The organism is Nonomuraea pusilla (assembly GCF_900109355.1).
GTDB lineage: Bacteria > Actinomycetota > Actinomycetes > Streptosporangiales > Streptosporangiaceae > Nonomuraea > Nonomuraea pusilla.
In genome coordinates this window covers 144,655-164,444 of sequence record NZ_FOBF01000023.1, presented here as the reverse complement: position 1 = coordinate 164,444, position 19,790 = coordinate 144,655, and the positions used below count along the sequence as shown (strand labels likewise).

Below are 19,790 nucleotides of genomic sequence, written 5' to 3'. Positions count from 1 at the left end.
CAGGACCTGCTGCTCGATGTCGGCCGGGGTGCGGCGGGGGCAGGAGCGGGGGCCGCTGCGCCGTTCGTGCAGGCCGTCCCAGCCCTCGGCCCGGAACCGGCGTACCCAGCGGTGCCCGCACTGACGGGAGATGCCCAGTTCGGCGGCGACGTGCGCGACCGGGCGTCCGTCGAACACGACACGACGAACCAGCAGGCATCTGCCATGAAACGTCAGTCGAGCGTTAGCGTGACCCATCAAGACCTCCGTGCGGTGGTGAAGTCGGCAACTCCACTACGCCCGGAGGTCTTCTTCATGATCAATTATCTCAGGCCACGTGTCACCAAGATCTTGGCCAAGTACATCTAGCGCTTTCTCAGGCAGGCGATCGTGACGTGCTTGCCGCCCTTGATCTTGACCTTGTGGGCGTGCTTGCCCGGGATCGCGGGGAGGGCGGGCACCGCCTCGACCGACTCGTCGTCCTCGATCGTGACCTCGGCCTCGCCCTTCTCGCCGCCGGGCACCGTGGCGACGGCGTCCACGGGGCCCACCCTCTCGGCTACGACGTGGGCCTTCGCCAGCTTGGCCCGCCCGACCTTCGTGAGCGAGACGACCTTGCCGTCCGGGGTCCTGCAGACGACCTTGACGGGGTCGGGCGCCGGGGTGGCGGCGAACGCGGAGCCGGTGAGGGTCGCGAACGCGAGCGCGCCGGCCACGCCGATCATCGCGAGACGTCGCTTGAGCATGGATTCTCCTTCGTAGGTCCGAACCGGATGCTCCGAGGGTGTCGGGGGGCACCTGAAGCGGCGCTGAAGAGAGCCGAAATGATCTTCAGGTTGGCTTTAGGTTCACTGCGGCACGCTGGGGCCGTGCGAGTGCTACTGGTGGAGGACGAGCGGCGGCTGGCGGAGCTGGTCAAGGGCGGGCTGACCGGCGAGGGTTTCGCGGTGGACCTGGCGTACGACGGGCGCGACGGCCTGTGGATGGCCGTGGAGAACGCGTACGACGTGATCGTGCTGGACGTGATGCTGCCCAGGCTGAACGGCTACGCCGTCTGCGCCCGGCTGCGCGACGCCGGGGTGTGGACGCCGATCATGATGCTCACCGCCAAGGACGGCGTCTACGACGAGGCCGAGGCGCTGGACAACGGCGCCGACGACTACCTGGCCAAGCCCTTCTCGTACGTGGTGCTGCTGGCGCGCCTGCGCGCGCTGGTGCGGCGGGGCGGCCGCGAGCGGCCGGTGTCGATCAGCGTCGGCGACCTGGTGCTCGACCCGGCCGGGCTGCGCTGCCGTCGGGGGGAGTCGGAGATCGCGCTGACTCCGAAGGAGTTCGCCGTGCTGCACGCGCTGGCCCGCAGGGCGGGCGAGGTGGTGTCGAAGAGCGAGCTGCTGGGGCAGGCGTGGGACTTCTCCTACGACGGCGACCCGAACATCGTCGAGGTCTACGTCAGCGCGCTGCGCCGCAAGATCGACGTGCCGTTCGGCAGGACGACGCTGGTGACGGTGCGCGGGGCCGGCTACCGGCTGGAGGCGGCGTGACGCGGCACACGCCGGAACGACCGGCTGGAGGCGGCGTGACACGGCACACGCCGGAACGACCGGCTGGAGACGGCGTGACGCGGCACACGCCGGAACGACCGGCTGGAGGCGGCGTGACACGGCACGCGCCGGAACCTCTGGCTGGAGGCGGCGTGAGAGGGCATGCGGCGTCGGTGCGGCTGCGGGCCACGGTGGCGGCGACGCTGGTCGTGGCGGTGGCGCTGGGCATCGCGGCGGCGGCCCTCTTCGCGGTGCTCAGGGGCAGCCTGGTGAGCAGCGCGGACGCGGAGGCGGCGCGGCGCCTGGCCACCGCCGTGCCAGGGACGACGGCCCAGCTCGTGATCAGGCAGAGGGCGGGCGAGCCGGCCGCCGGCACCGGGCCCGCCTCCGTGTCGGACACGACCCCCCACGCGGTGTCGGGCACGGTCCCCGACACCGCGCCCCACACCGCGCCCGACACCGCGCCCGACACCGTGCCCGACACGGACGTCCGGCTGACCGAGGTCCAGATGACGGGCGCGGACGACGCCTGGGCGGAGCCGGGCAAGTACGTCGTGGCGAACAAGGAGGTGACGACGCCGATCGGCCCCGCCAAGGTGTGGGCCAGGGCGTCGCTGGCCTCCGCCGACGAGGCACTGACGACGCTCACGACCGCGCTGCTGCCCGGCGTGCCGGCGCTGCTCGCCGTCGTCGCGGGCATGACCTGGCTGTCGGTGGGCCGGGCGCTGGCGCCGGTGGCCGCGATCAGGGCGAAGGTCGCCGACATCACGGCCAGGGACCTGCACCAGCGGGTGCCCGTGCCGCGCTCGTCCGACGAGATCTCCGGGCTCGCCGTCACCGTGAACGCCACGCTGGACCGCCTGGAGACGGCCGTGGAGACGCACAAGCGGTTCGTCGCCGACGCCGCCCACGAGCTGCGCAGCCCGATCGCGACGCTGCGGGCCAGGCTGGAGCTGGCGCGGCCGAGCGAGCTGACCAGGGAGGCGCTCGCGGACGTCGAACGCCTGCAGTCGCTCGCCGCCGACCTGCTCCTGCTGGCCCGCCTGGACGCCGGCGAGCCGCTGCGGACGGGCGAGCTGGACCTCGGCCAGGTGGCCGCGGAGGCGGCGTTGCGCTCCAGGCGGCGGCCGGACGTCCGGCTCGACCTGGACGTCCAGCCGGACGTCGTGGTGAGAGGCTCGCGGGCGCACCTGGACCGGCTCGTCACCAACCTGACGGACAACGCGGCACGGCACGCCGCCGGCGTCGTACGGGTGCGGGTGCGGGCTGACGGGGACCGGGCGGTGCTCGACGTGCTGGACGACGGGCCGGGTGTCCCCCCTGAGCACCGGGAGGCGGTCTTCGACCGGTTCACCCGGCTGGACGAGGCCCGCGCGAGGGACGCCGGCGGCGCCGGTCTGGGCCTGCCGATCGCGCGGGACATCGCCCTGCTGCACGGGGGGACGCTGGTGTGCGGTGACGGCGGCTTCACCGCGTCACTCCCCCTTGCCTGCGAGGGCCGCTCAGGCGGCGCGCGCGGCTAGGTCACGCGGCAGGCGCAGCCGAGCCGCCGCGCGATCACGCCGAGCCGCGCGGCGAACCCTTCCCTGGTACGTTCGCGGAACCCGATGAAGAACCGGTTGGCCGGGCGGACGCACCAGCGCATGCTCTCGGCCACGTCGTACACGCGGTGGACGACCCGCGTCCCGTCGGGGTGGGGCGACAGCGTCCACTCCCCCCGGTACCACCACCCGCCTTGGTGGGTGATGGTGTGCCGGTCGGGCTCGACGGTGGTTCCCTGCTCTGCGGGCGCGCCGGCGAGCACCTGCCAGACCTGCTCCACGGAGGCCTCGACGATCCCGGCCACCTCGGTGACGAGTCGCGCCTTCACGCCTGGCCCGCCCGGGTGTCCTGGCTGGGACGCCCGTCCGCCGGAGGCGTGGGGACGCGGGTGACGCGGGTGTTCTGGAACGAGGCGAAGCGCCAGCCGTCCGGCGTGCGCAGCGCGGTCATGGTGACGACGGAGGCACGGCCGGGGGCGGGCTCGCCGTTGACCGACGAGCTCCCGCCCGACACCACCAGGCCGACGTCGTCGGTGAGCAGGCGGATGCGGGTCTCGCCGCCGTCGCCGCCGTCGCCGGCACCGTCGCCGGCCAGCCTGATCCCGGCCGCGAGGACGCCGCGGTGCACCTCCTCGATCGCCTGCCTGCCGGTCAGGCGCAGGCCGAAGAAGGTGATGTAGTCGGCGTCGTCGGTGAACAGGCCGGCGTACGCGGCGGAGTCGCCGGCGTTCCAGGTCTCGGTCATGCGGGCGAGCAGGTTCCTGATCGCTGTCTCTGACATGCCACGGCTCCCTCTGGGGTCGCGGCGCCTATCCTGGGGATGCGGTCCGGGCAGGGCAGGCGCCTTGTTCGGATGTCGGCCGCCGGGGTGTTGGCGCATCCCGGCGGCCCTTTCCGCCCCGCCCCGCGGGTTCAGGCGGGGGCGGTGGTCGGCCAGTCGATGCCGCCCCGGTCGAGGCGGTCGAGCAGGTTCGTGATCCAGTCGAGTTCGGCGGCGCAGAGCGCCTGCGCGTACTCGACCTCCAGCATGAGCACCGCGGGCAGGCCGCTGTCGGCCATGGCCCTGATGTGGGCCCGCGTCCCGGCGATCGAGCCTTCCAGCGTGGCGGCGCGGGTGCGCAGGGCGCGGCGCGCCTCGTCCTCGGGGAGGCAGCCGATCAGCGAGACGGCGGCGGTGAAGCCGCGCCGGTCGGTGTCGGGGGTTTCCAGCAGGTGCCGCAGCCGGGTGGTCAGCTCCCTGCGGCCCTCGTCGGTGATCTCGTAGACGGTGCGCTCGGGCCTGCGGCCCTCGCGTCCGGTCATGGTGGGGACGATCAGCTCGTCCCCGGCCAGGCGTTCGACGGCGTGGTAGAGGCTGCGCGGCAGGCCGGTGACGTAGTCCTTGTGCGTCTCGACGATCATCCGGTGCAGCTCGTACGGGTGGGAGGCGCGGACCGTGAGCAGGGCGAGCACGGTGAGCCCCACCAGGTCGTGGCGCCGCGCCATGATGCCTCCTTCAATAGTGCAGAATGCACTATAGGCATACGCGGGAGCCCCTTGTCCAGAGACGTCAGGCGTCGAGCTGGAGGAAGGCCCGTGTGATGGCCTGGCGGGTCACGTCCTCGGGGTAAGGGAAGCGCCGGATCAGGTCGCGCAGCCCCTCGACGTGGGCCCGCCGCGCCAGCTCGGCCACGGCGGCGAGCTCCTCCTGCTGCGCCGCCACGAACGCGCGGTCCACCACCGCGCCGTGCCCCGGCACGAACACCGGCTCGGGCAGCTCCGCCAGCATGGCGGCCGTCGTCACCGGCCAGTCGAGCGGGTACGAGTCGCCGAACGCGGGCGGCGCGCCCTCCTCCACGAGGTCGCCGGCGAACACCACGCCCGCGTCCTGGACGTGGACCACGATGTCGTTGCTGCTGTGGCCGAGGCCGAAGTGCCGCAGCAGCACCGGGCGACCGCCGATCTCCAGGTGGGCGGAGACGGCGAACGTCTGGTCGGGCGGCACGATCGAGACCTCCTCCAGCTCGGCGCGCCGGTCGGGCAGCCGCCCGAGCACGTCGGCCCGGTGAAGCTCGCCGTACTCCTCGATCTCCTCGGCGCACCGGACGTGCCCCCAGATCTCGGCGGGACGGAACAGCGCGTTGCCGAAGTAGTGGTCGAAGTGGGAATGGGTGTTGACCACGGTCCAGGGGCTGCCGGTGATCTTCCTGATCGCGTCGATCAGGTCGGCCCCCTCCCGGTGCGAGGTGCCGGTGTCGATCACCAGGCAGTGCTCCTCGCCCACGACCAGCCCCACGTTCATGTCGAACGACTCGTGCCGCCGGACGTAGACGCGGTCACCGACCTCCTGCCACAGCTCATCCATGGGATGAAACCCTACTTTTCAACCCCCATCCCCCGGCACTGTCGTCAGGGGCTAACCGGCGGCGAGGAGGGGCTCGGCGGCGACGCGGATCTCGTCGGTGAACGGGGCCGGGCGGAACGTGGAGGGGTCGAGGTTGACGTTCACGCGGTACCCCTCGGCGTGGACGGTCGCCCGGTCGGACGACAGGACGCGGAAGCCGTACACGCCGCTGGTGCGACCCATGCGGTCCATCCAGAAGTCGACCAGCACCTCGCCCGCCCCCACGATCGGCGCGTGATAGGTGATCTTGAACTCGCGCACCGCCATGAAGACGTCCTTGAAGCGGGAGATCGCGGGGTCGAAGTTCCACCCCTGGTCCGCCCAGAAGGCGGAGATCGCACGCTCCACCAGCAGGGCGTAGCGGGAGTTGTGCAGCAGGCCCATGGCGTCGAGGTCGTCGAAGTGGACCTGCACGGGACGCGTCTCGGTCAACGTTCAGCCTTCCGGAAGCAGTGAGGGGTCGGTGGCCAGGCCGCGCAGCCGGTGGAGCACGGCCCTGCGCGCCATGGCGTAGGCGCGCGGCTCGTCGTCGCCGTGCCGGAGCAGGCGGGCGTGGGTGACGGAGGTCTCGCCGAGGGCGTCGATCTCGTACGCGAGCTGGGCGGTGTCGGTGCCCTCCGGCAGCTCGCCCAGCGCGACGGCCTCGGCGACGAGGCGTTCGAGGAAGGCCAGCCAGTCGGACAGGGCGCGGGCGACGGCCTCCCTGACCGGGCCGGACCTGTCGTCGTACTCGACCTGGGCGGCGAAGAAGAAGCAGCCGCCCGGCAGGATCCCGTCGGTGTAGAAGCGGATGCGGTGCTCGTGCAGCGCGAGCAGCCGGCGCAGGCCGGCGGGCTCCAGCAGCGCGGGTCTGACGATCAGGTCGACCCACTGCCTGTGCGCCCACGCGATGGCGTCGAGCTGCAGCTCCTCCTTGTCGCGCCAGTGCGCGAAGAACCCGGACTTGCTGACTCCAGCCGCCTCCGCGAGCCGGCCCAGCGTCAGCCCGTCGAGGCCGTGCACCGAGGCCAGCGCCACCGCCTGGGCGAGGATCACCTCGCGGCTGCGCTGCCCGCGCGCCCTGCGGCCGTCCTCCTTGGTCGCCGTCATGCCGACGAGCATATCTGAACGACCGATCGTTCTTAAAGTTGGGCCCCTCGACAGGCGCCGGTCCCAGGCCGGGCTCGTCAGAGTGGCGGGACGAGCGTGAAGTAGCGGTCGAGGAGCGAGCTGTCGCCCGTCACCTGCAGCCGGTCGGCGGGGACCCGGCCCCAGAGGAACAGCATGAGGTCGGAGACGGTGCCGGCCGCCTCGACGTCGGCGGGGAGGTCAGGGCTCCCGGTCAGGAGCACCTCGTCGCCGTCGAACCGGACCAGCCACCGCCCAGGGCGGTCGGTGCTGCGGAAGGCGTACCGCTCGCCCTCGCCTGGCGGCGCCTGCCGCCAGGCCCGCCGCGCTGGCGCCATGACGGTGAACGTCTGCTCGACGGCGTCGGCCGCGAGCTCCGGCCCCACCGGCTCGGCGGCGCCCAGCGCGTTCTGGGCGTCCCAGCGGTGCACGGCCGCCTCGATCGCCTGCATCCGGGCCCAGAAGCCCACGCTCTGCTCCTGCGACCAGGTCCAGACCCGCAGGCCCGGGTCGGTCGCGGCGAACAGCGACTCCAGCGCCGCCGCGCCCTCGGCGAACCAGGTGACCAGGCCGCCGGGCACCGGCGCCAGGTTGGGGGCGCTCTCCGGCCTCGGCCAGCCCTCGGTGTCGGCGGGCAGCGCCAGGACGGACACGTCGGTGTGGCCGGGCGGCTCGGTGAGGCGGCCCCTGATGATCTCGGCCAGCCACCGGTGCACCCCTCCGAGATGGACGAGCAGGTCGGAGACCGACCACCCCGGGCAGGACGGCACCTCGGGCGCCGTCCCCGTCACGCTCAACGCCGCGGCCTCGACCGCCGCGACCTCACGATGGAACCAGGCGACGTAGTCCATGATCTCAATCTGCCACGCGGCAGGGCCCCTCGCGAAAGTCCAGCCCCTCGAACGTCCCCGAGCGGCGCCAGCGGTCCATGTGGGCGAAGTAGGCCGTGGCGCCGTACGGGTAGCCGGTGTTGAGCCAGTCCCACGGGCCCGGCTCCTGACCCTCGTTGTTGTAGTAGCCCGGCGTGCAGTCGGGCCCGCCGATCAGCCTCCCCGGGCCGGACCGCAGCAGCTCCACCCACGCCTCCTCCGCCTCGCGGGTGGCCTCCACCTCGGCGTAGCCGTGGTCGAGCGCGTGCCGGACGGTGACGGCGATCGTCCTGGCCGCCTCGGTCAGGTTGTGGGGGATGTTGGAGATGAGGTTCGCGCCCTGGGTCGGCTGGACGAGGAAGGCGTTCGGGAAGCCGTGGACGTGGACGCCGTGCAGCGTCCGCATGCCCTGAGCCCAGCGCTCCGACAGCCTGACGCCGTCGCGGCCGGTCATGTCGTAACCGGAGCGCCTGGTGAAGCCGGTGCCCACCTCGAAGCCCGACGCGTAGATCACGCAGTCCACCTCGTACTCGGCGCCCGCCGCGACCACGCCCGTGCTGGTGATCCGCTCGACGCCCCTGCCGCCGGTGTCGACGAGGTGCGTGTTCGGCAGGTTGAACGCCTGGAGGTACTCGTCGTGGAAGCACGGTCGCTTGCAGAGCTGGCGGTACCACGCCTTGAGCCCACGCGCCGTCTCGGCGTCCTCGACCAGGGCGTCCACCCGGGCGCGGATCTCCTCCATCTTCTCGAAGTCGCACTCCTCGTACGCCTCCATCATCCGCTCGGGCGTCAGCTCCTCCTGCGGGATGGCGGCGATCCTGGCGCGCAGCCGTCTGGCGATGTCGGTCCAGCCGTCCATCACGAGGTCCTCGTCGGGCAGCTCGCCGGTCTGGTTGGCGGTGAAGTTCTCCAGCCAGCGCTGCTGCCAGCCCGGGGTGGCGATGGAGGCGAACCACTCGGGGTCGGTGGGGCGGTTGTCCCGCACGTCCACCGACGACGGGGTGCGCTGGAAGACGTACAGCTCCTTGCAGGCGCGGGCGAGGTGCGGCACGCACTGCACGGCGGTGGCGCCGGTGCCGATGACGGCCACCCGCCTGCCGGAGAGGCGGTCCATGGGCGCGCCGGACGGGTCGCCGCCGGTGTAGGCGTAGTCCCAGCGGCTGGTGTGGAAGGCGTGTCCCGCGAAGTCCTCGATGCCGGGGATGCCGGGCAGTTTCGGGACGTGCAGCGGGCCGATGCCCATGCCGACGAACGAGGCCGTGAAGCTGTCGCCGCGGTCGGTGCGGACGATCCACCGCGACCGGGCCGCGTCCCACTCCAGCGCGGTGACCTCGGTGTGGAACAGCGCGTCGTCGTAGAGCCCGTAGTGGCGGCCGATGCGGCGGCAGTGCTCCAGGATCTCGGGCGCGTGCGCGTACTTCTCGGTCGGCATGTGGCCGGTCTCCTCCAGGAGCGGCATGTACACGTACGACGCGGTATCGCACTGTGCGCCCGGGTAGCGGTTCCAGTACCAGGTGCCGCCGAAGTCGCCGCCCTTCTCGACGACGCGCACGTCCTCGACGCCCGCCTCCTTGAGCCGGGCGCCGGTGACCAGCCCGGCGAAGCCGCCGCCGACGAACGCCACGGTGACGTGGTCGGTCCTCGGCGGCCGCTCCGTCCGCGGCGTGTACGGGTCGTGGAGGTAGGGGGCGAAGCGGCCGGTGAGCCTGAGGTACTGGGCGTTGCCGTCGGGACGCAGCCGCTTGTCACGCTCCTCCGCGTACTTGCGGCGCAGGGCGTCCTTGTCGAGGGGAGGGCGGTTCAGGCGGTTCGTCCCGGTCATGCGCGCTCCGCGGGTCTCGTCCGACGATTTCAGAATGCCATTCGGAAATCGCCGCGGCAAGCCGCCCCGCGTCCCGCGCCCCTCAGGCCGGCCACAGCTCGGTGCCGCGCGCGGCGACCAGCGCGGTGACACGGGTCAGCGCCTCCGGCCCCGGCATCGGGTCCAGGCGGCGCCCGTCGCGCAGCCGCAGCGCCACGTCCCCCGACGCCGCCTCCTTCGCGCCGATCACCACCTGGTACGGCACCAGCCGCGCCTCCCTGATCCGGGCGCCCAGGCTGCCGCGCTCCGGCCCGGCGACCTCCGCCCGCAGCCCCAGCCCCGAGCACCGGCCCGCGAACGCCGCCGCCTCCGGCAGCTCCTCCTCCGAGACCGGCAGCACCACGACCTGGGTCGGGGCCAGCCAGGCGGGGAAGGCGCCGCCGTGCTGCTCGATCAGGTGCGCGACCGCCCGCTCCACGCTGCCGATGATGCTGCGGTGCACCATGACGGGGCGGTGCCTGGCGCCGTCGGCCCCGATGTAGTGCAGGTCGAACTGCTCCGGCTGGTGGAAGTCCACCTGCACGGTGGACAGGGTCGACTCCCTGCCCGCCCCGTCGGCCACCTGGACGTCGATCTTGGGGCCGTAGAACGCGGCCTCGCCCTCCGCCGCCTCGTACGGCAGGCCCGACCGGTCGAGCACCTCGGTCAGCAGCTCGCCTGCGCGCCGCCACATCTCCGGCGCCGCGACGTACTTGCCGCCCGGCCCCGGCAGCGACAGCCGGTAGCGGACCGGGGTGATGCCGAGCGCCGCGTACGCGCGGCGGATCAGCTCCAGCGCGCCCCGCGCCTCCTCCTCCACCTGCTCGACGGTGCAGAAGATGTGCGCGTCGTTCAGCTGGATGGCCCGCACCCTGGTCAGGCCGCCGAGCACGCCCGACAGCTCGGAGCGGTACATCCCGCCCAGCTCGGCGATGCGCAACGGCAGCTCCCTGTAGCTGTGCGCGCGGGACCGGTAGATCAGCGCGTGGTGCGGGCACAGGCTCGGCCGCAGGACGACCTGCTCGCCGCCCAGGTCCATCGGCGGGAACATGTCGTCCTGGTAGTGCGACCAGTGGCCCGAGATCTCGTACAGCTCCCGTTTGCCCAGGACCGGCGAGTACACGTGCCGGTACCCGGCCTCGCGCTCCGCGGCCCTGATGTACTCCTCCAGGGTGTGCCTGACGACGGCGCCGTCGGGCAGCCAGTACGGCAGCCCCGAGCCGATCAGCGGGTCGGTGTCGAACAGGCCCAGCTCACGGCCGAGCTTGCGGTGGTCGTGCATGGCGGTCTCCTCGCGTCCGTAGGGCGAGTGACCGCAAGCGAAAGCCCCGGGGCACTCGCCCCGGGGCTTCCTACGACAAAGGTCAGCGCGCCGGGACGGTCTCCGGCGTCGTCGTCACGTGAGCGCGCTGCATGCCCCGACCCTAGCACCGCGCGGCGTCACCACTCCAGATGCAGCGCCTCCGGCGAGCGGTGGATGAGCGTGGGCGCCATCACCACCTCCTGGTCGGCCAGGCGCAGGCCGGGCAGCTCGCGCAGCAGGAGCTCCAGGGTGATCCGTACCTGCTCCTTCGCCAGGTGCGTGCCCGGGCAGCCGTGCGGGCCGAGCCCGAACGACAGGTGGCGGGAGGCAGGACGGGTGATGTCGAACTCGTCGGGACGGCTCTCCGCCTCCGCGTCGCGTCCCGCCGACGCGTACGACACGAAGACCACGTCGCCCTCGCCCAGCTCGGTGCCGCCCACCCGCACCGGGCGGCGCACCGTGCGCCGGAAGCCCTGGACCGGCGCCTCGAACCGCGCCGCCTCCTCGATCGCCGCCGGCACCAGCTCCGGACGCTCGCACAGCAGCTCCCACTGGCGCCGGTCGCGCAGCAGGTCGAGCACGACCACGCCGAGCAGCGCCGTCGTGGTCAGGTGCCCGGCCAGCAGGGCGTTCTCCAGGTTCGAGACGATCTCCCTGCGCTGGTCGGGCGTGAGTTCGCCGTCGCCGGGAGCGAAGTCGCGCACCATGTCCGTGACCAGGTCGTCGCGCGGGTCGCTCCTGCGGGCCCTCGCGTACGCGTCGAGCAGGTGCTGCAGGCCCACCACCTCCCTGGCGGCCGCGACCTGCCCCTCCTCGTCCAGCTCGGTGAACAGCAACTCCTCCGCGCGCCGCGCCGCCCGCACCGCGCCCGGCGTGTCCTCCGGGTCGAGGCCCAGCAGGCGCCCGGCCACCGCCGCGGGCAGCGGTTCGGCGTAGGCCGACATCCACTCGACCCGCCCGTCCGCCGCGAACCCCGCGACGAGCGCCTCCGCGCGCTCCCTCACGAACGGCAGGGTCGCCGCCACCCTGGCCGGGGACAGCGCCCTGGTGAGAGGCCGACGCAGCCGCCTGTGCGCGTCGCCGTCGGCCGTAAGGACCGCCTGCACGCCGCCGCACCCCTTGGCCAGCTCCGCGAGGGCGGCCGGGCCGGGGACATGGTCGGGGCGCATCGCGCCCGCCGACGAGAAGACGTCCGGGCTGCTCAGCACCTCGCGCACGTCCTCGCGCCTGCTGACCAGCCAGGCGTCCAGCTCCGGCACGAAGGTGAGCCCGGGGGCCCTGCGGGCCTCGGCGTAGACGGGGTACGGGTCGCGGTAGAAGGCCTGTCGATCCATCCGCCCATCGTCGCCTCAGGACGGCCGCTCAACAAGATCCGGAACCGGGCGCCTGCTCAGAACAGGGTGGGCGGCTCGGCCGGGACCGGCTCCGGCAGCGCCTCCAGGCCCGGTACCAGGGCCCTCACCTCGTCGTGGAAGCGCCGGGCGAGCGCGGGCGCGTCGGCGTTGTCCGGCGTGTGGACGAACACCGTCGGCGAACGCCCCTCCCTCAGCCAGCCCGCCACCACGTCCGCCCACGGCCGCCAGCCCTCCACCGTGCGCTCCGTGTCGTCCCTGCCGAGGTAGCGGACGATCGGGCGGTCGGTGAGCGCCGCCGTCCTGCGCGGCACGCGCGGCTTCTTCACCCAGGCGTCGCGCTCGGCGTCGCTCGTCGGCGGGCTCGCGAACAGCGTCACCGTGTCGAACGGCACCCACTCGGCGCCCGCCCGCGCCAGCACCCCTTCCAGCAGCCGTGCCGCCCGCTCCTCCGCGAAGAACGCCCGGTGGCGCACCTCCACGGCATACCGGTGCGACGCCGGCAGGCCGCGCAGGAAACCCGCCAGCGTGCCCACGTCCGACGGCCCGAACGACGCCGGGAGCTGGATCCACAGCGCGTGGATCCGCGGCCCCAGCGGCTCCATCGTGTCCAGGAACGAGCGCAGCTCCTCCCCCGCGTTCGCCAGCCGCCGCTCGTGGGTGATCGGCTTGGGCAGCTTGACGACGAAGCGGAAGTCCTCGCCCGTCTGCGCCGCCCACGACTCCACCGTGCTCCTCAACGGTGTCGCGTAGAACGTCGTGTTGCCCTCCACCGCGTCGCACCAACTCGCGTACGCGCGCAGCCGCTCCCCCTGAGGCAGCGGATGAGGGAGGAACCGCCCCTGCCACGCCGCGTGCGCCCACATCGCGCACCCCACATGAAGCCGCATGCCGCCGACGCTATACGACGGGTTCGCCGCTTCGGACCGCGTGATCCACGCAGGGCGGATTGTCGGTGGCGGTCCGTAGGGTTCACGGCGTCTTACGGCGACAGGCGAGGAGGCACCCGTGGGTGACTGGTTCCAGACGATCGTGGACGTCGAGGCGACGTCCGAGGAGGCCGAGGCCCTGGCGGCGGAGGTCCGGGAGTGGCTGGTCGGGTCCGGGGTGGCGGCGCCCGAGCGCACGCCGTGCGTCCTCGACGCCGAGCTCGGCCACCCGCCCGGTCCGCGCGCCGCCGAGGTGGCCGACGCCTCCGGCTGGAGCCCCGACTGGCCCGGCTCCTGGTCGGGCGGGGTGTCCGTCCTCACCGGGCGCACGGTCTTCGACGGCGGGCAGGGCGACCCGACCGCCGTCTCCTGCCCCCACTGCTCCGCCTCGGTCGTCCTCGTCGACGACTGCTTCGAGCTGCTCGACGCGGCGTGGGCGCCGTTCCGCGAGGTCGTCCACGGCTGGGCCGAGGGGCGCGACGTCGTGCTCGCGTGCCCGTCCTGCGCGCGGCCCGTCGCGCCCGCGGCGTGGCGGTGGGAGGACGACTACTTCGCGTTCGGGCACCTCGGCTTCACGTTCTGGAACTGGCCGCCGCTGCGGCCCGGCTTCGTCTCCGACCTCACCGCGCGCCTGCACGGCCACCGCGTCGTCCTCCTCGACGGCAAGCTCTGAGCCCGGCACGAGAGCCCGGGGCTACGCCCCGCCGGTCACCCCCGTGTCCCTGGTCGTGTCCTCGACGTACGCCTCCACCGCCCTGCCCGCCCATTCCGCGGCGACCAGCCGCTCGACCTGCCGCTTCGGCGTTGGGCCGAACAGGCGCCTGGTCAGGCCGCAGCCGTGCACCAGGCCGAGCACGGCGTGCTGCCTGATGGTGAGCACGCCGAAGCACGGCGGTCGTGGCGACGCGCGGCGACGCCCTCGTGGAGGTCGGCAGCGACACGATGCCCGAGAAGGAACTGCTGGCCGTCCTGCCAACGCTGCGCCCGGTCACCGTCTGGGACCTGATCGACCGCACCAGTACGTGGTGAGGCACCCTGCCGATCGGCTTGTGCGGTGGAACGGATAGGTTGATCCGGCAACGCCAGCCGCAGGAGGCGACGATGACCGACGCGAGCACCCCGTCGTACGGCGCCGGGCCCCGGCCGTTCCCGCTGGAGCCGGAGCCCATCCACGTCCCAGACGAGGCGCTGGACGACCTCCGTCGGCGCCTGGCGCTGACGCGCTGGCCCGACGACGCGGGCAACGACGACTGGCACTACGGCGTGAACCGCGCCTACCTGCAAGAACTCGTCGACTACTGGCGTACCGGCTACGACTGGCGCAAGGCCGAGGCTGCGATCAACGCCTACGAGCACTACCGCGTCACGGTCGGCGGCGTGCCCGTGCACTTCATGCGCAGGCCCGGCGCCGGCCCCGACCCGACGCCGCTGATCCTCACGCACGGCTGGCCCTGGACGTTCTGGCACTGGTCCAAGGTCGTCGACCCGCTGGCCGACCCGGCCGCGTACGGCGGCGACCCGGCTGAGGCGTTCGACGTGATCGTCCCCTCCTTCCCCGGCTTCGGCTTCTCCTCGCCGCTGCCAGGCAACCCCGGCATGAACTTCTGGAAGGTCGCCGACCTCTGGCACACCCTCATGCGGGACGTCCTCGGCCACGACAGGTACGCCGCCGCGGGCTGCGACGTCGGGGCGCTCGTCACGGGCCAGCTCGGGCACAAGTACGCCGACGAGCTGCACGCCATCCACATCGGCTCAGGCCAGAAGCTCACCCTGTTCAACGGCGACCGCGCCTGGGACCTCAGCGCAGGCCGCCCCATCCCCGAGGGCCTGCCCGCCGACGTCCACGCGCAGCTCGTCGCGCTGGAGAAGCGGTTCGCCGTGCACCTCGCCGCGCACGTCCTCGCGCCCAGCACGCTCGCGTACGGGCTGTCGGACTCCCCCGCCGGGATGCTCGCCTGGATTCTCGAACGCTGGGTGAACTGGAGCGACGACGGCGGCGACATCGAGAGCGTCTTCACCAAGGACGACCTGCTAACCCACGCCATGATCTTCTGGGTCACGAACACGATCGGGACCTCGATCCGCACGTACGCCAACAACAACCGCTACCCGTGGACCCCGTCGCACGACCGGTGGCCGGTGGTCGAGGCGCCTACGGGCATCACGTTGGTCGGCTACGAAAACCCGCCGGGCGTCACCACCGACCGGCGCGTCCAGCACTTCCTCGACAGCGACCGCGCCCCCTGGTACAACCTCGTGAACCTCACCGCGCACGGCCGCGGCGGCCACTTCATCCCCTGGGAGATCCCGGACGAGTGGGTCGAAGACCTCAGACGCACCTTCCGAGGCCGCCGCTGAGCCCTTCCAGGACGGGACGGGCGTCAGGTGCAGCCCGCGACGACCAGGGCGACGGTCAGGGCGAGGGAGACGACCGACGTCCATCGTCCCGCCCAGACCCCGGCCGCCAGCGCGAACGGCAGCCCGCTGAGCAGCCACCCCCACACGGTGTCCGTGCCGACGTGCAGCCCGGCCTTGGAGACCACGGTTGCGCCGACGGCCAGGTTGACCAGGCCCAGGACCAGCACGCCCACCGCCCACAGCACCCTGCCGCCCGGGGCCCCGGTCAGCGGCGAACCCCCCTGCGTCACGTACGCCACCACCACGAGGGCGCCGATCGCGAACGCCAGGGCGGCGAGGAGGACCACCGGCCCCGTCATGAGGAAGAACACGAGGACGCCGACGACGCCGGAGCTGAGGATGCCGCCCACCACTCCGGCGGCGACGATCTGCCCGGCGGTCCACAGCCACCCGCGGTCAGGACCCGGCTCCGCCGCGATCTCGCGGGCTTGCTCGGAAGTCTCCACCCGCCCAACGTAAACCGCGTGGTCGCCGACGGGAAGACACCCGGACTTGCCCCATGATCACGTCGTCCTCCACGATGGCACTCCCACGTCGGCCGACCCCCGGTGGTGCCCATGGAGACCGTCCCCACCGCCCCTCCGGCGGAGCCGGAGCCCGCGTTCTGGCGCAGTCAGAACGGCGGCCGCGTATTCGTGATGCTCCTGCCCGCGATCGGCATCGCGCTGCGCGGCAACGGCAACCACTGCGACTACCGGGCCCGCTTCACCCTGAGCACCAGCCTCACCGGGCCGGAACTCACCGCGTACTACGACAAGGCGAAGATCGAAGGCGTGGAGGGAGGCCGGCCCAGCATCACGGTCTGGATGCCCGAACCGTCGAAACGCTCGGCGTACACCTTCGGGGGTTTCAGCGCCGACGTCGCCATCGTGGAACTCTACGACGGCACCCCAGCCGGCTTCGACCTCCGCTGCAGATGACCGGCGGCCGGAATCCGGTAGAACGCCGCAGGACTCCGTAGGACCCTGTCGCCGCGGCCACGTTCTGCACGGGAATGACGTGAGGACCTCGGCCGCGGGGTTTCGTCGTTGTTCTCCTGCGATGGGCTGTATTGCTCCCTAGCATGTGCCCGTGCTCGTAGGGGTCGTGGTCCTCATGGTGTTGCTGCAGATTCCGCTTGCGCTGGCGTGCTGCTCGGTCGTGCTCGCGGCGCTGTCGGCCCCGCGCCGCCGGCACGGACGGGTGCGTCGTCGGTACGCGCGCGTGGGCGCGGCGTCGGCGGCGGCCGGCCTGGCGGTGCTGGCGTTCGCGGCGTCGTCCACGGCCGAGGACCAGCACTACGACGACTTCGGCTCGGCGATGACCGCGCTTGCCGCCATGGCGGGCGGCGGGCTGCTGGTCCTCGGGCTGGGGCCCGCCGTCCCCTGGCTACTGGGGCTGCTCGGGCGGCAGGCCGCGCGGCTGCCGTCGCCGTTCCGGCCGGCGGCCCGCCACCTGGCGGCCGGCACGGTGCGCGCCGCGCTCGCCGTCACCACGACCGTGACCGCGACCGCCATCGCCGTCACGGTCACGATCGTCTCGGCCGCGACGACGGCACAGGACCGGGCGCGCTACGTGCCCGAGGCGGTGCCGGGGGCGCTCGTCGTGGGCGAGTTCGGCCCCGCCGAGGTGGCGTCGGTGCGGGCGGCGGTCGAGCAGCGGTTGCCCGGCGTGCCCGTCGTGGAGAGGGGCCTCCCCAGGGAACGGGTCAGCGTCGAGCTCGACTCCTCGTCCGTCTCCGCTCCCTTCGTCGGCGACCAGGCGCTGCTGCGCTACCTCACCGGCGCCCCGCCGGCCCGGTACGACGAGGGTGTCGTGGTCGTCGTCACCGCGGACGGCGAGAACAGCGGCTCCGTGCGGATCCGGCGGGACTCCTCCGACCCCGGCGGTTCGCCTTCGTACGCGACCTTCCCCGCCGTCACGGTCAGGCCCGCCGATCCGCGCATCCACGAGGTCTTCGTCCCCGCGAAGATCATGCACGACCTCGGCATCGCCGTCGACCCGCTTGAGCTGATCATCGACCCTGCCGTGCACCGCGCGACGCAGGCCGATCAGGAACGGCTCGAAGGCCGCCTGGGCGAGGCCTTCTCCGTCGGTCTGGAGCAGGACTTCCAGGCTTCGACCTGGTGGCTGTTCCCGGTCGGGACGCTCATGTTCATCGCCCTCCTCGGCGCGCTGGCGGCGATGCGCTGGGCAGGCTCGGACCGCGTCCTGCGGCGGATCGCCGGCGGATCGGCGGCCACCCTGCGGTTGCTCGCCGCCTCCCGGGCGGTGCTCGGCGCGGCCTGCGGATCAGTGATGGGAACGGTCGCCGGATGCGTCACCGGCCTGCTCCTGCGCTGGCCCATGACGACGTCGAGCGGCTGGGAAGCACCCCCACGGGCGCCGTTCGAGACTCCCTGGGGGTGGATCGCCGTCCTCGCCGCGCTGCCCGTGCTCGCGGCGGCGATCGTGGCCCTCGCCTGCCCGAGCGGGCTCGCCCCGGCCGGTCTCGGGGCGAACCGCGGCAAGGCGTGAGACGGCAGGCCGTGCGATCTCTCCGGGTGGTTCTCGCCGTGCTCGTCGTGGTCGTTCTCGGCGGGGGTGACGGCATGGCGCGGTGGACGTCCGAGCCTGGCCGGTCGGTGACGGCGTCCTGCCCCCGGACGTCCGCGGCCGGCCGGGCGGAGTCGCCCCGGCGGCCGCTGCCCGAGGGGTTCGTCGCCGCGTACGTCGTCCGCTGCCGCCCCGTGACCCGTTACCTGCCGGGACGCGGACTCTGGGAGGCCGTGATCCAGGAACGCGCGGACGGGCCCGCCGGCGACCTGGTGGCGGCGTTGCGCCGGCCGTCCGAGCGGCCGTTGTTCCCCGCGGCCTGCACCCTCATGGGCTTCTCCCTCGACTACTTCGTCGTCGTGGACTCCTCCGGCAGGGCGGTGCTCCCCCTGGTGCCCACCGGCTGGTGCGGGGGCCCGTACCAGCCGGTGCCGGAGGCCGTCCGGCGCCTGACGTTCCGGGTCGAGGGGGTGCAGCCGGTCCAGCTGGTCGAGAGCGAGGAGGACTTCAGGGCCGGTTGCGCCCGGCGTCGCGTCGACGTCCTCCGGCTCGCGCGGTCGAGCGACCTGGTCCCCTGGGGACGGCGCCCCGTCCCCGTGTGGGACCCGCCGCCGGACGGCCTGCGGGTGTGCGTCTACCGGGCGACGCGCGAGACCCGGGGCAGGTCAGCCGGCTCGCGGCTCCCGACCGGCAGGCTCCAGTCCTCGTACGTGCTCACGGGCGACCGGCTGCGTGCCCTGCTCGCCGCCCTCGACGGCACGCGGCCGGGCCGCTGCCCCCGGGGGCACGCCAGGTTCGCCGTGCTGGACCCGGGCGGGGCGGAGGCGTACGTCGGGCTGGGTGAGTGCCCGGTCGTCCTGCGGCTCGACGAGGCCATCGCCCGCCGCCTCCCGCCCGCGGGCGTCCTCGGTCTCCTGTCGTGAGCGGGACCGGGCAGCGAGACGGCGCGGGTACGCTGGGCGCTACCCCTGTGAGCTGCGCGAACTCCTGGAACGGCGCGCGGCTCCCCGCTTCGCCCGTGCCCCCGGGGCGCTCCCGTACGAGCCGCGAAGGAAGGCCCATGAGCATGCACGTCCACGTCCGCGTCAACCACGGCCTGGCCGTCACCGAGGACGGCGACCTGGTCGAGGAGTACCGCTGCGGCTGCGGCGCCACCTGGACGAACGTCCACCGCGCGGACGAGGGTCAGCCCGAGTTCTGAGCCGGTTCCCTCCCGGGGTTCACGGCGATCCCCGGTGTGTCGCGGCCGCGTACCGCGTGACGACCGGCTCCAGGTAGTCGACGGGCCGCCCGCCCAGGCCCGCGGCCTCCTCCGGCGAGCCGACGAACGCGATGCGGTCGAGTTCGGGGTCGCGGCCGAGGGCCGTCTCGGAGGCGACGACGGCGGCGTACCGGTCGCGCAGCAGCGACCCGGGACGCGGCGGCGCGACGAACAGGACGCCGACGCTCCCCCGTTTCCCGTGGGTGACCAGCCACGGCGTGAGGTCGTCGGGCGCGGCCTGGACGCCGGTCTCCTCCAGCAGTTCGCGGGCGGCGTTGCGGCGCAGCGCGGCCAGGTCGAGGGCTTCGCGGGCGCCTGGCGGTTCGACGCCTCCGCCGGGGAACTGCCAGCGTCCGGGCGTGGCGGTCGTCGGCGCCATGCGGCCGACCAGCAGGCGTCCGTCGTCGGCGGGCTGTACGACGGAGACGAAGAGGCCGGGCAGCCATGAGGTGGCGCCCGGGACGCGGCGCAGCGCGAACGTCCGGAACGTCGTCCGCGCCCAGTGGATGACCGCGTGCCGCGGTTGTTCCCATTCCAGCCCGGCGCAGGCCACCACGGGCCCGTCGAAGAGGCTCGGGTTCGCCCGGACGGACTCCTCCCACACGCGGTCCATGGCCTGCCGCTCCTCGGGGGACGGGCTGGGCGGCGCGACCTCGACGAGGCGGATCCGGCGGACCTCCAGGAGTCGCGGGCCGGCGGTTCGCGGGTCGGTCACCTGCCTCATGCTGGCGGACCGGGACTGCCCCGGCAACC

At 73.2% G+C, this 19,790-nt stretch carries 24 protein-coding genes and 1 pseudogene; 9 read left to right on the top strand and 16 right to left on the bottom strand.

Annotated elements, in window-relative coordinates; genetic code table 11:
- Together BMX74_RS35490 and BMX74_RS35485 are read right to left on the bottom strand one after the other, a co-directional pair.
- On the bottom strand, window positions 1-237 hold a 237-nt coding region (locus BMX74_RS35490; RefSeq protein ID WP_143078884.1), incomplete at its 3' end, for a leucine zipper domain-containing protein.
- Between the two features lie 107 nt (window positions 238-344).
- Window positions 345-725, bottom strand: coding sequence for a hypothetical protein (locus BMX74_RS35485; protein WP_091104923.1), 381 nt, complete (start codon window positions 723-725; stop codon window positions 345-347).
- A 123-nt stretch (window positions 726-848) separates the two neighbouring features.
- On the opposite strand from BMX74_RS35485, the gene BMX74_RS35480 reads away from it, so the two are divergent.
- On the top strand, window positions 849-1,520 hold the full coding sequence (locus BMX74_RS35480) for a response regulator transcription factor (RefSeq protein ID WP_055504305.1): 672 nt from the start codon (window positions 849-851) through the stop codon (window positions 1,518-1,520).
- Between the two features lie 152 nt (window positions 1,521-1,672).
- Window positions 1,673-3,043, top strand: a complete 1,371-nt coding sequence (locus BMX74_RS35475) for an ATP-binding protein (RefSeq protein WP_091104922.1) — start codon at window positions 1,673-1,675, stop codon at window positions 3,041-3,043.
- On the opposite strand, the gene BMX74_RS35470 is transcribed toward BMX74_RS35475, so the two are convergent.
- From BMX74_RS35470 to BMX74_RS35420, 11 genes and pseudogenes are all read right to left on the bottom strand, one after another.
- On the bottom strand, window positions 3,040-3,390 hold the full coding sequence (locus BMX74_RS35470; RefSeq protein WP_091104920.1) for a hypothetical protein: 351 nt from the start codon (window positions 3,388-3,390) through the stop codon (window positions 3,040-3,042). The two genes, BMX74_RS35475 and BMX74_RS35470, sit on opposite strands and share 4 nt — an antisense overlap.
- Complete coding sequence (locus BMX74_RS35465) at window positions 3,387-3,842, bottom strand: SgcJ/EcaC family oxidoreductase (protein ID WP_091104918.1); 456 nt, start codon at window positions 3,840-3,842, stop codon at window positions 3,387-3,389. Before BMX74_RS35465 ends, BMX74_RS35470 begins: the two co-directional genes overlap by 4 nt.
- A gap of 131 nt (window positions 3,843-3,973) precedes the next feature.
- Complete coding sequence (locus BMX74_RS35460; protein ID WP_055504302.1) at window positions 3,974-4,546, bottom strand: PadR family transcriptional regulator; 573 nt, start codon at window positions 4,544-4,546, stop codon at window positions 3,974-3,976.
- Window positions 4,547-4,610: 64 nt separating this feature from the next.
- A complete protein-coding gene (locus tag BMX74_RS35455; RefSeq protein WP_091104917.1) occupies window positions 4,611-5,405 on the bottom strand; it encodes an MBL fold metallo-hydrolase in 795 nt (264 codons plus the stop codon).
- A gap of 51 nt (window positions 5,406-5,456) precedes the next feature.
- The gene (locus BMX74_RS35450; protein ID WP_055504300.1) at window positions 5,457-5,876 is read right to left on the bottom strand and encodes an acyl-CoA thioesterase; all 420 of its coding nucleotides are present in this window, start codon (window positions 5,874-5,876) and stop codon (window positions 5,457-5,459) included.
- A gap of 3 nt (window positions 5,877-5,879) precedes the next feature.
- Window positions 5,880-6,533, bottom strand: coding sequence for a TetR/AcrR family transcriptional regulator (locus BMX74_RS35445; RefSeq protein WP_091104931.1), 654 nt, complete (start codon window positions 6,531-6,533; stop codon window positions 5,880-5,882).
- A gap of 77 nt (window positions 6,534-6,610) precedes the next feature.
- Entirely contained in the window at window positions 6,611-7,402 is a 792-nt protein-coding gene (locus tag BMX74_RS35440) for a maleylpyruvate isomerase family mycothiol-dependent enzyme (protein ID WP_091104915.1), read from the bottom strand.
- A gap of 4 nt (window positions 7,403-7,406) precedes the next feature.
- The gene (locus tag BMX74_RS35435; protein ID WP_055504298.1) at window positions 7,407-9,242 is read right to left on the bottom strand and encodes a flavin-containing monooxygenase; all 1,836 of its coding nucleotides are present in this window, start codon (window positions 9,240-9,242) and stop codon (window positions 7,407-7,409) included.
- Between the two features lie 82 nt (window positions 9,243-9,324).
- Window positions 9,325-10,545 (bottom strand): annotated as a pseudogene (gene thrS, locus BMX74_RS35430) (threonine--tRNA ligase); the annotation flags it as partial.
- A 155-nt stretch (window positions 10,546-10,700) separates the two neighbouring features.
- Window positions 10,701-11,897 (bottom strand): cytochrome P450, encoded by a 1,197-nt coding sequence (locus BMX74_RS35425; RefSeq protein ID WP_091104913.1) that lies wholly within the window; start codon window positions 11,895-11,897, stop codon window positions 10,701-10,703.
- Window positions 11,898-11,953: 56 nt separating this feature from the next.
- Window positions 11,954-12,805, bottom strand: coding sequence for a DUF72 domain-containing protein (locus tag BMX74_RS35420; RefSeq protein WP_091104912.1), 852 nt, complete (start codon window positions 12,803-12,805; stop codon window positions 11,954-11,956).
- 118 nt (window positions 12,806-12,923) lie between these two features.
- Here BMX74_RS35420 and BMX74_RS35415 point away from each other — a divergent pair, with 118 nt between their 5' ends.
- Complete coding sequence (locus tag BMX74_RS35415; RefSeq protein ID WP_055504294.1) at window positions 12,924-13,517, top strand: hypothetical protein; 594 nt, start codon at window positions 12,924-12,926, stop codon at window positions 13,515-13,517.
- A gap of 21 nt (window positions 13,518-13,538) precedes the next feature.
- Here BMX74_RS35415 and BMX74_RS35410 read toward each other — a convergent pair whose 3' ends face one another.
- Window positions 13,539-13,724 (bottom strand): hypothetical protein, encoded by a 186-nt coding sequence (locus BMX74_RS35410; RefSeq protein ID WP_091104911.1) that lies wholly within the window; start codon window positions 13,722-13,724, stop codon window positions 13,539-13,541.
- Window positions 13,725-13,741: 17 nt separating this feature from the next.
- Between BMX74_RS35410 and BMX74_RS45990 the strand changes: the two genes are divergently transcribed.
- Together BMX74_RS45990 and BMX74_RS35405 are read left to right on the top strand one after the other, a co-directional pair.
- A complete protein-coding gene (locus tag BMX74_RS45990; protein ID WP_256257462.1) occupies window positions 13,742-13,873 on the top strand; it encodes a hypothetical protein in 132 nt (43 codons plus the stop codon).
- Window positions 13,874-13,945: 72 nt separating this feature from the next.
- A complete protein-coding gene (locus tag BMX74_RS35405) occupies window positions 13,946-15,202 on the top strand; it encodes an epoxide hydrolase family protein (RefSeq protein WP_055504292.1) in 1,257 nt (418 codons plus the stop codon).
- Window positions 15,203-15,225: 23 nt separating this feature from the next.
- Here BMX74_RS35405 and BMX74_RS35400 read toward each other — a convergent pair whose 3' ends face one another.
- On the bottom strand, window positions 15,226-15,708 hold the full coding sequence (locus tag BMX74_RS35400) for a hypothetical protein (RefSeq protein WP_055504291.1): 483 nt from the start codon (window positions 15,706-15,708) through the stop codon (window positions 15,226-15,228).
- Window positions 15,709-15,819: 111 nt separating this feature from the next.
- Between BMX74_RS35400 and BMX74_RS35395 the strand changes: the two genes are divergently transcribed.
- From BMX74_RS35395 to BMX74_RS44525, 4 genes are all read left to right on the top strand, one after another.
- Window positions 15,820-16,182 carry a hypothetical protein gene (locus tag BMX74_RS35395; protein ID WP_091104909.1) on the top strand — a complete coding sequence of 121 codons (363 nt, stop codon included), beginning with the start codon at window positions 15,820-15,822 and terminating at the stop codon, window positions 16,180-16,182.
- Between the two features lie 151 nt (window positions 16,183-16,333).
- Window positions 16,334-17,758, top strand: coding sequence for a hypothetical protein (locus BMX74_RS35390; protein WP_143078883.1), 1,425 nt, complete (start codon window positions 16,334-16,336; stop codon window positions 17,756-17,758).
- Between the two features lie 26 nt (window positions 17,759-17,784).
- Window positions 17,785-18,699 (top strand): hypothetical protein, encoded by a 915-nt coding sequence (locus tag BMX74_RS35385; RefSeq protein WP_091104906.1) that lies wholly within the window; start codon window positions 17,785-17,787, stop codon window positions 18,697-18,699.
- A gap of 137 nt (window positions 18,700-18,836) precedes the next feature.
- A complete protein-coding gene (locus BMX74_RS44525) occupies window positions 18,837-18,977 on the top strand; it encodes a hypothetical protein (RefSeq protein ID WP_176573398.1) in 141 nt (46 codons plus the stop codon).
- Between the two features lie 19 nt (window positions 18,978-18,996).
- Here the strand turns inward: BMX74_RS44525 and BMX74_RS35380 are convergent, their stop codons facing one another.
- Entirely contained in the window at window positions 18,997-19,752 is a 756-nt protein-coding gene (locus BMX74_RS35380) for an NUDIX hydrolase (protein WP_218154149.1), read from the bottom strand.
- Between the last annotated feature and the right edge of the window lie 38 nt (window positions 19,753-19,790).